This is a genomic window from Pseudomonas viridiflava (genome assembly GCF_003702045.1).
Lineage (GTDB): Bacteria > Pseudomonadota > Gammaproteobacteria > Pseudomonadales > Pseudomonadaceae > Aquipseudomonas > Aquipseudomonas viridiflava_C.
On the sequence record NZ_RBTP01000062.1, the window covers coordinates 32,702 to 47,773 of the forward strand.

General features: G+C 57.7%; 11 protein-coding genes. 10 read left to right on the forward strand and 1 reads right to left on the reverse strand.

The window, feature by feature from the left end; all coding sequences use genetic code 11:
* The first annotated feature begins 45 nt into the window (after window positions 1-45).
* The 6 genes from dnaK to greA all read left to right on the forward strand — a co-directional run bounded on the left by dnaK (window position 46) and on the right by greA (window position 9,528).
* Window positions 46-1,998 carry a molecular chaperone DnaK gene (gene dnaK / locus ALP40_RS18210; protein ID WP_258198135.1) on the forward strand — a complete coding sequence of 651 codons (1,953 nt, stop codon included), beginning with the start codon at window positions 46-48 and terminating at the stop codon, window positions 1,996-1,998.
* A gap of 325 nt (window positions 1,999-2,323) precedes the next feature.
* Window positions 2,324-3,463 (forward strand): molecular chaperone DnaJ, encoded by a 1,140-nt coding sequence (gene dnaJ, locus ALP40_RS18215; RefSeq protein WP_122209593.1) that lies wholly within the window; start codon window positions 2,324-2,326, stop codon window positions 3,461-3,463.
* A 21-nt stretch (window positions 3,464-3,484) separates the two neighbouring features.
* Window positions 3,485-4,288, forward strand: coding sequence for a 4-hydroxy-tetrahydrodipicolinate reductase (gene dapB / locus ALP40_RS18220; RefSeq protein ID WP_122209594.1), 804 nt, complete (start codon window positions 3,485-3,487; stop codon window positions 4,286-4,288).
* 273 nt (window positions 4,289-4,561) lie between these two features.
* A complete protein-coding gene (carA, locus tag ALP40_RS18225; RefSeq protein ID WP_122209595.1) occupies window positions 4,562-5,698 on the forward strand; it encodes a glutamine-hydrolyzing carbamoyl-phosphate synthase small subunit in 1,137 nt (378 codons plus the stop codon).
* Window positions 5,699-5,833: 135 nt separating this feature from the next.
* A complete protein-coding gene (gene carB / locus ALP40_RS18230) occupies window positions 5,834-9,055 on the forward strand; it encodes a carbamoyl-phosphate synthase large subunit (RefSeq protein ID WP_122209596.1) in 3,222 nt (1,073 codons plus the stop codon).
* Window positions 9,052-9,528 (forward strand): transcription elongation factor GreA, encoded by a 477-nt coding sequence (gene greA / locus ALP40_RS18235; RefSeq protein WP_004879992.1) that lies wholly within the window; start codon window positions 9,052-9,054, stop codon window positions 9,526-9,528. Before carB ends, greA begins: the two co-directional genes overlap by 4 nt.
* Before the next feature lie 153 nt (window positions 9,529-9,681).
* Here the strand turns inward: greA and ALP40_RS18240 are convergent, their stop codons facing one another.
* Window positions 9,682-9,990, reverse strand: coding sequence for a YhbY family RNA-binding protein (locus tag ALP40_RS18240; RefSeq protein ID WP_122209597.1), 309 nt, complete (start codon window positions 9,988-9,990; stop codon window positions 9,682-9,684).
* Window positions 9,991-10,094: 104 nt separating this feature from the next.
* Here ALP40_RS18240 and rlmE point away from each other — a divergent pair, with 104 nt between their 5' ends.
* The 4 genes from rlmE (at window position 10,095) to glmM (ending at window position 15,065) form a co-directional block, all read left to right on the forward strand.
* Window positions 10,095-10,745, forward strand: a complete 651-nt coding sequence (rlmE, locus tag ALP40_RS18245) for a 23S rRNA (uridine(2552)-2'-O)-methyltransferase RlmE (RefSeq protein WP_122209598.1) — start codon at window positions 10,095-10,097, stop codon at window positions 10,743-10,745.
* A gap of 195 nt (window positions 10,746-10,940) precedes the next feature.
* Window positions 10,941-12,845: an ATP-dependent zinc metalloprotease FtsH gene (ftsH, locus tag ALP40_RS18250; protein ID WP_122209599.1), complete on the forward strand. Its 1,905-nt coding sequence runs from the start codon at window positions 10,941-10,943 to the stop codon at window positions 12,843-12,845.
* 8 nt (window positions 12,846-12,853) lie between these two features.
* Entirely contained in the window at window positions 12,854-13,705 is an 852-nt protein-coding gene (gene folP, locus ALP40_RS18255) for a dihydropteroate synthase (RefSeq protein ID WP_122209600.1), read from the forward strand.
* A gap of 16 nt (window positions 13,706-13,721) precedes the next feature.
* Window positions 13,722-15,065, forward strand: a complete 1,344-nt coding sequence (glmM, locus tag ALP40_RS18260; RefSeq protein WP_122209601.1) for a phosphoglucosamine mutase — start codon at window positions 13,722-13,724, stop codon at window positions 15,063-15,065.
* The last annotated feature ends 7 nt before the right edge of the window (window positions 15,066-15,072 follow it).

The following is a 15,072-nucleotide window of genomic DNA, read 5'->3' on the forward strand; positions in this document are numbered from 1 at the left end:
TTTAAAGGTCAAGCGTTTAAGAGCTACCGCAACGTTTAAACGCAGTTGCGGCAACCAAATCAAAGTTTCGGGAGAGTCAAGATGGGCAGAATTATCGGTATCGACCTGGGGACCACCAACTCCTGCGTCTCCATTCTGGAAAACGGCAAGGCCAAGGTTATCGAGAACGCCGAGGGTGCCCGCACCACGCCGTCGATCATCGCGTATGCCAACGACGGTGAAATCCTGGTCGGTCAATCCGCAAAGCGTCAGGCGGTCACAAACCCGCACAACACGCTATACGCAGTAAAGCGTCTGATCGGTCGTCGTTTTGAAGAAGAAGTCGTTCAGAAAGACATCCAGATGGTCCCTTACAAGATCGTCAAGGCTGACAACAGCGACGCCTGGGTTGAAGTGAATGGCCAGAAAATGGCGCCTCCTCAGATTTCCGCTGAAATCCTGAAGAAGATGAAGAAGACCGCTGAAGACTACCTCGGTGAAGCGGTTACCGAAGCCGTCATCACCGTTCCAGCCTACTTCAACGACAGCCAGCGTCAGGCCACCAAAGACGCCGGCCGTATTGCGGGTCTAGACGTCAAGCGCATCATCAACGAGCCTACCGCTGCTGCGTTGGCCTACGGTATGGACAAGGCGAAGGGCGACCACACGGTCATCGTTTATGACCTGGGTGGCGGTACTTTCGACGTATCCGTTATCGAGATCGCTGAAGTCGATGGCGAGCACCAGTTCGAAGTGTTGGCCACCAACGGCGACACCTTCCTGGGTGGTGAGGACTTCGACATTCGTTTGATCGACTACCTCGTCGACGAATTCAAGAAAGAAAGCGGCATGAACCTTAAGGGTGACCCGCTGGCGATGCAGCGTCTGAAAGAGGCCGCTGAAAAAGCCAAGATCGAGCTTTCTTCCAGCATGCAGACCGACGTCAACCTGCCGTACATCACTGCAGATGCAACCGGTCCTAAGCACCTGAACGTGAAAATTTCCCGTTCCAAGCTGGAGTCGCTGGTTGAAGACCTGGTTCAGCGCACCATCGAGCCTTGCCGCACCGCATTGAAAGATGCTGGTATCGACATCAGCAAGATCAACGACGTGATTCTGGTCGGTGGTCAGACCCGTATGCCGCTGGTTCAGAAGCTCGTTACCGAGTTCTTCGGCAAAGAAGCACGTAAAGACGTTAACCCGGACGAAGCGGTTGCAATGGGTGCTGCCATCCAGGGCGCGGTATTGGCCGGTGACGTTAAAGACGTTCTGCTGCTCGACGTAAGCCCCCTGACCCTGGGTATCGAGACGATGGGCGGCGTGATGACTGCGCTGATCGAGAAAAACACCACGATTCCTACCAAGAAATCCCAGGTGTTCTCGACTGCCGACGACAACCAGAGCGCTGTAACCATTCACGTGCTGCAAGGTGAGCGCAAGCAAGCCGGTCAGAACAAGTCTCTGGGCAAGTTCGACCTGGCCGAGATTCCACCGGCTCCACGTGGCGTGCCACAGATCGAAGTTACCTTCGACATCGACGCCAACGGTATTCTGCACGTGGGCGCGAAAGACAAGGCGACTGGCAAGCAGCAGTCCATCGTGATCAAGGCCAACTCCGGTCTGTCCGAGGAAGAAATCCAGCAGATGGTTCGTGACGCTGAAGTCAACGCTGAAGAAGACCGCAAGTTCGAAGAGCTGGCTTCTGCCCGTAATCAGGGTGATGCGCTGGTCCACTCGACTCGCAAGATGATCTCCGATGCAGGCGATAAAGTGACTGCTGAAGAGAAGACCGCAGTGGAAGCTGCCGTCGTCGCCCTGGAAGCCGCTGTTAAAGGCGACGACAAGGCCGCTATCGAAGCCAAGGTCGAGGAGCTGTCCAAGGTTTCCGCGCCGATCGCTCAGAAGATGTACGCCGAGCAGGCCGAAAACCCGGAAGCTGCGGCCAAGCCTGCTGAAGAACCGACCAAGGCTGACGACGTTGTCGACGCCGAGTTCGAAGAAGTAAAAGACCACAAGTAAGCGCAGGCTCACTTGAAAGCCAGTTGACCTCTTTCGAGCGGTGGCTGGTAGGATGTCGCCGCGCGGGAGCTAGCTCCCGCGTTGGCGTGTCTGGAACAGGCAAAATTTCGGCGCGCGGATTCAGGTCCGCACGCCCTGTGGCAAGATCGCGACGCTCCTGCGTGGCGACTCATTCTGCCGCTTTCTCGGCCAGCGTTACTGGCTGTTGAACGAAGTCCAGGATCGTTGAATTGACGTGAGTTGGGTCCGGGCCTGTATGGGGCTCAACGAGTTTGGCAGGGCTCAGGAGGGTCTCGCCGAACGTCCTCAAGAGTGCGGAAGAATTATGGCAAAGCGTGATTATTACGAAGTGTTGGGAGTGGAGCGAGGCTCCAGCGAGGCGGACCTGAAAAAGGCGTACCGTCGTCTGGCGATGAAGCATCACCCTGACCGCAACCCTGATGACAAAGCGTCGGAAGAGATGTTCAAGGAGGCCAACGAGGCCTACGAGGTTCTGTCCGATGCCAGCAAGCGTGCTGCATACGACCAGTATGGACATGCCGGTGTCGACCCGAGCATGGGTGGCGGCGGTGGCTTTGGTGGCGGCGCTGGTGGTGCGAACTTCTCCGATATTTTCGGTGATGTGTTCAGTGACTTCTTCGGTGGCGGTCGTGCAGGCGGCGGTGGTCGCGGCGGTGCGCAGCGTGGCAGCGATTTGCGTTACACGCTTGAGCTGAACCTCGAAGAGGCGGTGCGTGGCACGACCGTCAGCATCCGCGTTCCGACGCTGGTCAATTGCAAGCCGTGCGACGGCAGCGGCGCGAAGAAAGGTTCGTCGCCGGTGACCTGTCCAACCTGTGGCGGTATCGGCCAGGTCCGCATGCAGCAGGGCTTCTTTTCTGTACAGCAGACCTGTCCTCGCTGTCATGGTAACGGCAAGATCATTTCCGATCCGTGCGATTCGTGCCGCGGCGAAGGTCGTGTCGAAGAGTACAAGACGCTCTCCGTCAAAGTGCCGCCAGGTGTCGATACCGGCGACCGTATTCGCCTGTCGGGCGAAGGCGAGGCGGGCGTTCAGGGTGGGCCGACCGGCGATCTGTATGTTGTGATCAATGTTCGCGAGCACGACATCTTCCAGCGCGACGGTAAACACCTGTTCTGCGAAGTGCCGATCAGCTTTACCGATGCAGCTTTGGGTGGCGAGCTTGAAGTGCCGACCCTTGACGGTCGCGTCAAGTTGAAAATCCCGGAAGGTACTCAAACCGGCAAGCAGTTCCGTCTGCGCGGCAAGGGCGTCGCTCCTGTGCGTGGCGGCGGCGCGGGTGATCTGATGTGCCGTGTGGCTGTCGAAACACCGGTCAATCTGAGCAAGCGCCAGCGTGAGCTGCTCGAAGAGTTCCGTACATCGCTTGAAAGCGACGATTCTCACTCGCCTAAAGCCAGTGGCTGGTTTGAGGGTGTGAAGCGTTTCTTCGGCGATTTGTAAGGCAATTTGAGGAAAAACGGCATGCGACGTATTGCTGTAGTAGGCGCCGCCGGGCGCATGGGCAAAACCTTGATCGAGGCGATTCAGCAGGCGCCTGGCGCCGGTCTGACCGCCGCAATTGATCGTCCTGACAGCACGCTGGTGGGTGCTGATGCCGGAGAGTTGGCGGCGTTGGGCCGCATCGGCGTTCCGCTGTCAGGCGACCTGGCCAAGGTTGCAGATGAGTTCGATGTGCTAATCGACTTCACTCATCCGTCGGTGACGCTAAAGAATCTGGCTTTCTGCCGCAAGGCGGGCAAAGGCATGATCATCGGCACGACCGGTTTCAGTGCCGAAGAAAAACAGCGCCTGGCCGAAGCGGCAAAAGAGATCCCGATCGTGTTCGCGGCCAATTTCAGCATCGGCGTCAACTTGTGCCTGAAGCTGCTCGATACGGCCGCTCGGGTGCTGGGTGATGAGGTCGATATCGAAATCACCGAAGCGCATCATCGTCACAAGGTTGATGCGCCGTCGGGGACTGCGTTGCGCATGGGTGAGGTGGTTGCCAATGCACTGGGTCGTGATCTGGAAAAGGTTGCGGTCTATGGTCGCGAGGGTCAGACCGGCGCGCGTGATCGTCAGAGCATCGGCTTTGCCACGATCCGTGCGGGTGATGTGGTGGGTGATCATACCGTGCTGTTCGCGGCGGAAGGTGAGCGCGTCGAGATCACTCACAAGGCGTCCAGTCGCATGACGTTCGCCAAGGGTGCTGTGAGGGCTGCCATGTGGCTCGATGGCAAAGCGCCGGGGCTTTATGACATGCAGGACGTGCTGGATCTGCATTGATCTCTGCCGCTGCAGTCGTCAGGCCGGATCTCGTGAACATCGCGGGCTCCGGCCTTTTTCCGACCTGTTCGTTTCAGCCCGCTGTCGCATTTTCCCGCTTTTCAGGCACATTGGTGGTAGACCAAAATGGGCCTTTTCTGTAAGCTACAGCTTTAGTGTGTCCACTAAAAGCGCGCAGATGATTCTATAAGAAAGCGGGGTGACGTATCTACGTCATTCCGCTTTTTTGCAACCTGCGAACGCCCTTTCAGGCTTTATTTACGGGAGGTCTTCTTGACTAAGCCAGCCATACTCGCCCTTGCTGATGGCAGCATTTTTCGCGGCGAAGCCATTGGAGCCGACGGTCAGACCGTTGGTGAGGTGGTGTTCAACACCGCAATGACAGGCTATCAGGAAATCCTTACCGATCCTTCCTATGCCCAGCAGATCGTGACTCTGACTTATCCCCATATCGGCAACACCGGTACTACGCCAGAGGACGCCGAGTCTGATCGCGTATGGTCGGCTGGCCTGGTTATTCGTGACCTGCCGCTGGTTGCCAGCAACTGGCGTAACAAGTTGTCGCTGGGTGACTACCTGAAAGCCAACAACGTCGTCGCCATCGCTGGTATCGATACCCGTCGCCTGACCCGCATCCTGCGTGAGAAAGGCGCACAGAACGGCTGCATCATGGCCGGTGACAACATTTCCGACGAGGCTGCAATCGCAGCTGCACGTGGTTTTCCCGGCCTCAAGGGCATGGATCTGGCCAAAGAGGTCAGCACCAAGGAGACCTACGAGTGGCGTTCCAGCGTTTGGGATCTGAAGACCGATAGCCATGCTGAAATCGCTGCGTCCGAACTGCCTTACCACGTCGTCGCGTTCGATTACGGCGTGAAGCTGAACATTCTGCGCATGCTGGTTGAGCGTGGCTGCCGTGTGACCGTGGTTCCGGCGCAGACGCCTGCCAAGGATGTGCTGGCCTACAAGCCGGACGGTGTTTTCCTGTCCAACGGTCCTGGCGACCCCGAGCCATGCGATTACGCCATCACGGCCATCAAGGAAGTGCTGGAAACCGAAACGCCAGTCTTCGGTATCTGCCTGGGCCACCAGTTGCTCGCCCTGGCCTCCGGCGCCAAGACGGTGAAGATGGGGCACGGTCACCACGGTGCCAACCACCCGGTTCAGGATCTGGACACCGGCGTCGTTATGATCACCAGCCAGAACCACGGTTTTGCGGTGGATGAAGCCACGCTGCCAGCCAACGTGCGTGCCATTCACAAATCGCTGTTCGACGGCACCCTGCAGGGTATCGAACGTACCGACAAGAGCGCCTTCAGCTTCCAGGGTCACCCTGAAGCCAGCCCTGGCCCGAGCGACGTAGCCCCTTTGTTTGATCGCTTTATCGAAGCCATGGCCAAGCGACGCTGACCGGTTGCCTTGAGATGTAGTAAGCAGGTGACCTGGCTGGACCCGGACAGCACGTCCGGTCGACGCCACCCAGGCCACCTCAATGAAATGTTCAAGACGGCTTGCCGACTGACCTGCGGATTTGAGTGACAACCCATGCCAAAACGTACAGATATTAAAAGCATCCTGATTCTCGGCGCCGGCCCCATCGTGATCGGCCAGGCCTGTGAATTCGACTACTCCGGCGCCCAGGCCTGCAAAGCCCTGCGCGAAGAGGGTTACCGCGTCATCCTGGTGAACTCCAACCCAGCCACCATCATGACCGACCCGGCGATGGCCGACGCTACCTACATCGAGCCGATCAAGTGGCAGACCGTTGCCAAGATCATCGAGAAAGAGCGTCCTGACGCGCTGCTGCCAACGATGGGTGGCCAGACTGCGCTGAACTGCGCGCTGGACCTGGAGCGCGAAGGTGTTCTGGAGAAGTTTGGCGTCGAAATGATCGGCGCCAATGCCGACACCATCGACAAGGCTGAAGACCGTTCGCGCTTCGACAAGGCCATGAAATCCATCGGCCTGGACTGCCCGCGTTCCGGCATCGCCCACTCGATGGAAGAAGCCAACGCTGTGCTTGAGCGTCTTGGCTTCCCTTGCATCATCCGTCCGTCCTTCACAATGGGCGGCACGGGCGGCGGTATCGCCTACAACCGTGAAGAGTTCGAAGAAATCTGCGCCCGCGGTCTGGATCTGTCACCGACCAAGGAACTGCTGATCGACGAATCGCTGATCGGCTGGAAAGAATATGAGATGGAAGTTGTCCGCGACAAAAAGGACAACTGCATCATTGTCTGCTCCATCGAAAACTTTGACCCGATGGGCGTACACACCGGTGACTCGATCACGGTTGCGCCAGCACAGACCCTGACCGACAAGGAATACCAGATCCTGCGTAATGCCTCGCTGGCAGTGTTGCGCGAGATTGGCGTGGAAACCGGCGGTTCCAACGTACAGTTCGGTATCTGCCCGGACACCGGTCGTATGGTCGTGATCGAGATGAATCCGCGTGTTTCGCGTTCGTCGGCATTGGCTTCCAAGGCAACCGGCTTCCCGATTGCCAGGATCGCGGCCAAGCTGGCGGTTGGCTACACGCTGGACGAGCTGTCGAACGACATCACCGGCGGCAAGACCCCGGCATCCTTCGAGCCGTCCATCGACTACGTGGTTACCAAGCTGCCGCGCTTTGCGTTCGAGAAGTTCGCCAAGGCTGACGCGCGCCTGACCACACAGATGAAGTCGGTGGGTGAGGTTATGGCCATCGGTCGCACTTTCCAGGAATCCCTGCAGAAAGCCTTGCGTGGTCTGGAAGTCGGCGTCTGTGGTCTGGATCCGAAGCTCGACCTGAGCCATCCGGACAGCATGAGCACCCTTAAGCGCGAACTGACCGTGCCGGGTGCTGAGCGTATCTGGTACGTCGCTGACGCCTTCCGCGCCGGCATGAGCGTCGAAGATATCTTCGCAATGAACATGATTGACCCTTGGTTCCTGGTCCAGATCGAAGATCTGATCAAGGACGAAGAAAAGGTCAAGACCCTGGGGCTGTCGAGCATCGACCGCGACCTGATGTTCCGCCTCAAGCGCAAGGGCTTCTCCGACGCGCGTCTGGCCAAGCTGCTGGGCGTGACCGAGAAGAACCTGCGTACCCACCGTCACAAGCTGGAAGTGTTCCCGGTCTACAAGCGCGTTGACACCTGCGCCGCCGAGTTCGCGACTGACACGGCGTACCTGTACTCCACGTACGAAGAAGAGTGCGAGGCCAAGCCTTCGACTCGCGACAAGATCATGATCCTGGGCGGCGGTCCGAACCGTATCGGTCAGGGCATCGAGTTCGACTACTGCTGCGTACACGCCGCACTGGCGCTGCGCGATGACGGGTACGAAACCATCATGGTCAACTGCAACCCGGAAACCGTTTCCACCGACTACGACACTTCCGACCGCCTGTACTTCGAGCCGGTGACGCTTGAAGACGTGCTGGAAATCGTCCGCGTCGAGAAGCCAAAAGGTGTCATCGTCCAGTACGGCGGCCAGACGCCGCTGAAACTGGCTCGTGCCTTGGAAGCTGCGGGCGTGCCAATCATCGGCACCAGCCCTGACGCCATCGACCGTGCAGAAGACCGTGAACGCTTCCAGCAGATGGTCGAGCGCCTGAATCTGCGTCAGCCGCCAAACGCGACCGTGCGCAGTGAGGACGAAGCGATTCGTGCTGCCGCGAAGATCGGTTATCCGCTGGTTGTGCGTCCATCCTATGTGCTGGGTGGTCGCGCAATGGAAATCGTTTATCAGGAAGACGAGCTCAAGCGTTACCTGCGTGAAGCGGTTCAGGTTTCCAACGACAGCCCTGTGCTGCTGGACCACTTCCTGAACTGCGCCATCGAAATGGACGTCGATGCTGTCTGCGACGGTACCGACGTGGTCATCGGCGCGATCATGCAGCACATTGAACAGGCGGGTGTTCACTCCGGTGACTCTGCATGCTCGCTGCCGCCTTATTCGCTGCCGGCCCACATCCAGGACGAGATGCGCGAGCAGGTCAAGAAGATGGCACTGGAGCTGGGTGTTGTGGGCCTGATGAACGTGCAGCTGGCCTTGCAGGGCGAGGACATCTACGTCATCGAAGTGAACCCGCGTGCATCGCGTACTGTTCCGTTCGTGTCCAAGTGCATCGGTGTTTCGCTGGCCATGATCGCTGCGCGCGTGATGGCAGGCAAAACCCTGAAAGAGCTTAATTTCACCAAGGAAATCATTCCGAATTTCTACAGCGTGAAAGAAGCGGTGTTCCCGTTCGCCAAATTCCCAGGCGTTGACCCAATCCTCGGCCCGGAGATGAAGTCGACCGGTGAGGTGATGGGCGTAGGCGATACCTTTGGTGAAGCATTCGCCAAGGCCCAGATGGGTGCCAGCGAAGTGCTGCCGACCGGCGGCACTGCGTTCATCAGCGTGCGTGATGACGACAAGCCACTGGTGGCCGGCGTTGCACGTGACCTGATCGGTCTGGGCTTCGAGATTGTCGCGACGGCGGGCACCGCCAAGCTGATCGAAGCGGCCGGCCTCAAGGTTCGTCGCGTCAACAAGGTCACCGAAGGTCGTCCGCACGTGGTCGACATGATCAAAAATGACGAAGTCACGCTGATCATCAATACCACTGAAGGTCGCCAGTCGATCGCGGATTCTTACTCCATTCGTCGCAACGCCTTGCAGCACAAGATTTACTGCACCACCACTATTGCGGCAGGCGAAGCCATCTGCGAAGCGCTCAAGTTCGGTCCAGAGAAGACCGTGCGTCGCTTGCAGGATCTCCATGCAGGATTGAAGGCATGATCAAATACCCAATGACTGTTCAGGGCGCTCGCGCCCTGGAAGAAGAATTGACGCATCTGACCAAGGTGGTCCGTCCCAAGCTGAGCCAGGACATCGGCACGGCCCGGGAGCTGGGCGATCTCAAGGAAAACGCTGAATACCATGCTGCACGCGAGCAGCAGGGTATGGTCGAGGCGCGTATTCGTGACATCGAAGGCCGTATGCAGAATGCCGTGGTGATCGACGTCACCACCATTCCTCATACCGGCAAGGTGATTTTCGGCACGACCGTTGAAATCGCCAACGTTGAAACTGACGAAAGCGTCACGTATCAGATCGTCGGTGAAGACGAGGCGGACATCAAGAAAGGCAAGATTTCAGTGGGTTCGCCCATTGCTCGTGCCTTGATTGCCAAGGAAGAGGGCGACGTTGTTGTGGTGAAAACGCCTAGCGGCGTCATCGAATACGAAATCGTCGAAGTCCGTCACATCTAAGGCTGTGCGTCCGCTTATTGGCGGGCGCAACCTTGCAACCTTCATGGTTTTGGCCCTGAAGGTGTGGCGGTAGCCTGTTCGATAGTGGAGTAAAAGAAAGCGCTGGCGAATCAGGAGCAGGGCGCGCCGAGAGCGGCCCTGGCTTCTGTTTTTTTAGTGCGCGCGGTGGACGTTGGACAACAGCTTGTTTACCTTTGGGTTCTTGCGATAGATCAACGCCATTTTGCCGATGACCTGAACAAGGTCGGCCGAGCCGGTTTTGCAGATTTCTGCAATGGCCTGCAAGCGGCTTTCACGGTCGAGGATGTTGAGCTTGATCTTGATCAGCTCATGATCGCTCAGTGCGCGTTCAAGCTCTGCCAGCACACCTTCAGTCAAACCATTGTCAGCCACGATCAATACTGGTTTCAGGTGGTGGCCAATGGATTTGTATTGTTTCTTCTGCTCTTGAGTGAGCGGCATAATCTGACCTCTGCGTCTGATCTTGTAAAAAGCGGCGGCCAGTTTACCCGAGCGAGTCCGGGACCGCCCAGTTAATCACGACTCGTTTATTTTTGAGGTGCCCCGTGGCCCGTTCCAAGACAAGCCATAACTGGCTTAAAGAACACTTCGACGACAAGTACGTCAAAATGGCGCAGAAGGACGGTTACCGTTCACGTGCCAGCTACAAGCTGCTCGAAATCCAGGAAAAGGACAAAATCATTCGTCCGGGCATGACCGTGATCGATCTCGGTGCCGCGCCGGGTGGCTGGTCGCAGGTGACCAGTCGTCTGATTGGCGGTCAAGGTCGATTGATCGCTTCCGACATCCTTGAAATGGACAGCATCCCTGATGTGACCTTTATTCAGGGTGACTTCACTGAAGACGCCGTACTCACACAAATTCTGGAAGCTGTCGGTAATACACAGGTAGACCTTGTGATTTCCGATATGGCCCCCAATATGAGTGGATTGAGCGCCGTCGACATGCCGCGAGCAATGTTTCTTTGTGAGTTGGCGCTGGATCTGGCCGGTCGGGTGTTACGCCCGGGTGGCGATTTCCTGATCAAGGTCTTCCAGGGGGAAGGGTTTGACGTCTACCACAAAGATATCCGCAAGCTGTTCGACAAGGTGCAAATGCGTAAACCGTTGTCGTCCCGTGATAGGTCCCGCGAGCAATACCTGCTGGGCCGTGGCTTCAAGGGCATCGAAGGTGCTGCCAGTGATGAGCGTCTTTGACGCGATGCGATAGCTTTTTTTAAATGGCATTGCCAATGCAGCATGTTCGACCATTGCGTAGTCAAAGTTTCACAAAGGGTTACAGACGGTGCCTGCTACATCTGTAGGTTCTGTAGTAAGTTAGGCCGGTGAAAATATCATGCGAGGCACGCTTGCTGCGTGGAGCTTGCTTCAGAGGGTAGCTAATTGAACGATATGGCAAAGAATTTGATCCTGTGGTTGATCATCGCGGCTGTCCTCGTGACGGTGATGAACAACTTCTCCAGCCCGAACGAGCCGCAGACCCTCAATTACTCCGAGTTCATCCAGCAAGTGAAGGATGGCAAGGTTGAGAAGGTTTCCGTCGACGGCTACGTCATCACTGGCAAGCGCAGCGATGGCGACACCTTCAAGACGATCCGTCCGGATATTCAGGATAACGGTCTGATTGGTGATCTGGTCGACAATAACGTTGTGGTCGAAGGCAAGCAGCCTGAGCGGCAGAGCATCTGGACCCAGTTGCTGGTTGCCAGCTTCCCTATCCTGGTGATCATTGCGGTCTTTATGTTCTTCATGCGCCAGATGCAAGGCGGAGCCGGTGGTAAGGGCGGGCCGATGAGCTTTGGCAAGAGCAAGGCGCGCCTGCTCTCCGAAGATCAGGTCAAAACCACCTTGGCTGACGTCGCAGGCTGCGACGAAGCCAAGGAAGAAGTGGGCGAGCTCGTCGAGTTCCTTCGTGACCCGGGCAAGTTCCAGCGCCTGGGTGGCCGAATCCCTCGCGGCGTCTTGATGGTAGGTCCTCCGGGTACCGGTAAGACGCTGATCGCCAAGGCCATTGCCGGCGAAGCGAAAGTGCCGTTCTTCACTATTTCCGGTTCCGATTTCGTCGAAATGTTCGTCGGCGTTGGTGCAAGCCGCGTCCGTGACATGTTCGAGCAGGCCAAGAAGCACGCACCTTGCATTATCTTCATCGACGAAATCGACGCTGTCGGTCGTCATCGCGGCGCTGGTATGGGCGGTGGTCACGACGAGCGTGAACAGACCCTCAACCAGTTGCTGGTCGAGATGGACGGTTTCGAAATGAATGACGGCATCATCGTCATTGCAGCGACCAACCGTCCCGACGTGCTTGACCCTGCGCTGTTGCGTCCAGGCCGTTTCGACCGCCAGGTTGTGGTAGGTCTGCCAGACATTCGTGGTCGCGAGCAGATTCTCAAGGTCCACATGCGCAAGGTTCCGATGGGCGAGGATGTGAATCCTGGCGTCATCGCTCGTGGCACGCCAGGCTTCTCGGGTGCCGATCTGGCCAACCTGGTGAACGAGGCTTCGCTGTTCGCAGCGCGCTCCGGCAAGCGCATCGTTGAGATGAAAGAGTTCGAATTGGCTAAAGACAAAATCATGATGGGCGCAGAGCGCAAATCGATGGTTATGTCCGAAAAGGAAAAGCAGAACACGGCTTATCACGAGGCGGGTCACGCTATTGTGGGTCGCCTGGTGCCTGAGCATGATCCGGTTTACAAGGTTTCGATCATTCCTCGTGGCCGTGCCTTGGGTGTGACCATGTTCCTGCCGGAAGAGGATCGCTACAGCCTCTCCAAGCGGGCACTGATCAGCCAGATCTGCTCGCTGTATGGCGGTCGTATCGCCGAAGAGATGACGCTTGGCTTTGACGGCGTTACCACGGGTGCCTCCAACGACATCATGCGTGCCAGCCAGATTGCGCGAAACATGGTCACCAAGTGGGGCCTGTCGGAAAAACTGGGTCCTCTGATGTACTCCGAGGACGAAGACGCTGGCTACCTCGGTCGTGGTGGCAGCCAGAACTCCAACTTCTCCGGTGAGACGGCAAAACTGATCGATTCCGAGGTTCGCAGCATTATCGACCTCTGCTACGGCACCGCAAAGCAGCTGCTCACGGACAACCGTGACAAGCTTGATGCAATGGCCGATGCACTGATGAAGTACGAAACGATCGACGCCGATCAGATCGATGACATCATGTCCGGTCGTCCGCCGCGTGAGCCGCGTGACTGGGAAGGTGGTTCGGGTACCAAGGGCACTCCAATCACGCCTGATCCTCGTCCTGAAACGCCGATCGGCGGTCCTGCTGCCGAACATTAAGGCCTGACATGACTTCTGCGCTGTACCCAACCCGGTTGCCTTGCGGCAACCGGGTTCTTGATTTGGCCCGCACGCACGTGATGGGCATCCTCAACGTAACCCCGGACTCATTTTCTGACGGCGGCTGCTACAGCCAGCTCGACGCGGCCTTGCGCCATGCGCAAGCGATGGTTGCGGCGGGTGCCACGCTGATTGACGTCGGCGGCGAGTCCACGCGTCCTGGCGCGCTTCCGGTTTCGCCTTCGGAAGAAGTTGAGCGCGTAGCGCCATTGGTGGAGCTCATCGCCCGTGAACTGGATGTCATTATCTCGGTTGATACCTCAACGCCCGAGGTCATGCTCGAGTCTGCCAGGCTGGGCGCGGGGCTGATCAACGATGTGCGTTCGTTACGACGTCCAGGTGCGCTCGATGCTGCAGCCAGAACCGGTCTTCCGGTTTGCCTTATGCATATGCTGGGCGAGCCGGGTGACATGCAGGATAATCCGCACTATGACGATCTGGTCGGTGAGGTAAGCGCCTTCCTGATTGATCGAATGGAGCAGTGCGACGCTGTTGGCATTGACCGGAGCCGTATCCTTCTCGATCCCGGCTTTGGCTTTGCGAAAACGCTGGCGCACAATCTGAGTTTGTTCAAGCATATGGAAGTGCTGCATTCCCTTGGTCGCCCGTTGCTTGTCGGTGTGTCGCGCAAAAGCATGATTGGCGCGGTGCTCGGTCGATCTGTCGGCGAGCGACTGTTTGGTGGGCTGGCGTTGGCCGCCTTGGCCATCACCAAAGGGGCAAGAATCTTACGTGTGCATGATGTCGCCGAAACGGCAGACGTCGTGCGCATGATCGCAGCTGTCGAAGCAGCTGAATAACAACAGTGGGGCATTCATGACTACCAGAAAGTATTTCGGAACCGACGGCATTCGCGGTCGAGTGGGCCAGTTTCCCATTACGCCTGAATTCATGCTCAAGCTGGGCTGGGCGGCAGGCATGGCTTTTCGCAAGCTGGGCACCTGTCGCATTCTCGTCGGCAAGGACACCCGTATTTCGGGTTACATGTTCGAGTCGGCGCTGGAAGCCGGGCTGTCCGCTGCGGGTGCCGATGTGCTGCTGCTGGGTCCAATGCCGACGCCTGCGATCGCCTATCTGACGCGTACGTTTCACGCGGAGGCAGGTATCGTCATCAGCGCCTCGCACAACCCTCACTATGACAACGGCATCAAATTCTTCTCCGGGCAGGGCACCAAACTGCCTGACGAAATCGAAATGATGATCGAGGAGCTGCTGGATGCGCCGATGACCGTTGCCGAGTCAGAGAATCTCGGCAAGGTCTCGAGGATCAACGATGCGGCAGGTCGGTACATTGAGTTTTGCAAAAGCAGCGTTCCTACCAGCACCGACTTTGCCGGCCTGAAGGTTGTCATCGACTGCGCGCATGGTGCGACCTACAAGGTCGCGCCCAACGTTTTCCGTGAACTCGGTGCCCAGGTGGTCGTGCTGTCCGCTCAGCCGGACGGTCTGAACATCAACAAGGATTGTGGTTCTACCCATATGGAGGCGCTGCAGGCCGCCGTGCTGGCCGAAAAGGCAGACATGGGTATCGGCTTCGACGGTGACGGCGATCGTGTTCTGATGGTCGATCATACGGGCACCATCGTGGACGGTGACGAACTGCTTTACATCATCGCGCGAGACCTGCACGAGCGTGGCCGCTTGCAGGGTGGTGTGGTTGGGACGCTGATGAGTAACCTGGGGCTTGAGCTGGCATTGGCCGAGCAGAATATTCCGTTCGTGCGCGCCAATGTGGGCGACCGTTACGTGATTGCTGAGCTGCTTGAGCGCAACTGGCAGATCGGTGGCGAAAACTCAGGGCACATCGTCTGCTTCCAGCATGCCACCACGGGCGATGCAATCATTGCGTCCCTGCAGGTGATTCTGGCGTTGCGACGCGCCAATATCACTCTTGCCGAAGCGCGCCTGAAATTGCGCAAATGCCCGCAGGTATTGATCAATGTGCGTTTTGGTGGGGAGGGTGTGGACCCGGTCTCACACCCTTCGGTTCAGGAAGCGTGCGCGCGGGTTACCGAGCAAATGGCGGGGCGTGGGCGTGTTCTCTTGCGCAAGTCCGGCACCGAGCCATTGGTTCGTGTGATGGTTGAAGGCGAGGACGAGGCTCAAGTCAAAGCCTATGCCGAAGAGCTGGCAAAGCTGGTCGCTGAAGTTTGCGCCTGATTACGGC

Bases quoted from the DNA above. Each gene is read 5' to 3' on its own strand.
- dnaJ (WP_122209593.1), top strand. From the start codon at position 2,324: ATGGCAAAGCGTGATTATTACGAAGTGTTGGGAGTGGAGCGAGGCTCC.
- dapB (WP_122209594.1), top strand. From the start codon at position 3,485: ATGCGACGTATTGCTGTAGTAGGCGCCGCCGGGCGCATGGGCAAAACC.
- carB (WP_122209596.1), top strand. From the start codon at position 5,834: ATGCCAAAACGTACAGATATTAAAAGCATCCTGATTCTCGGCGCCGGC.
- greA (WP_004879992.1), top strand. From the start codon at position 9,052: ATGATCAAATACCCAATGACTGTTCAGGGCGCTCGCGCCCTGGAAGAA.
- ALP40_RS18240 (WP_122209597.1), bottom strand. From the start codon at position 9,990: ATGCCGCTCACTCAAGAGCAGAAGAAACAATACAAATCCATTGGCCAC.
- ftsH (WP_122209599.1), top strand. From the start codon at position 10,941: ATGGCAAAGAATTTGATCCTGTGGTTGATCATCGCGGCTGTCCTCGTG.
- folP (WP_122209600.1), top strand. From the start codon at position 12,854: ATGACTTCTGCGCTGTACCCAACCCGGTTGCCTTGCGGCAACCGGGTT.
- glmM (WP_122209601.1), top strand. From the start codon at position 13,722: ATGACTACCAGAAAGTATTTCGGAACCGACGGCATTCGCGGTCGAGTG.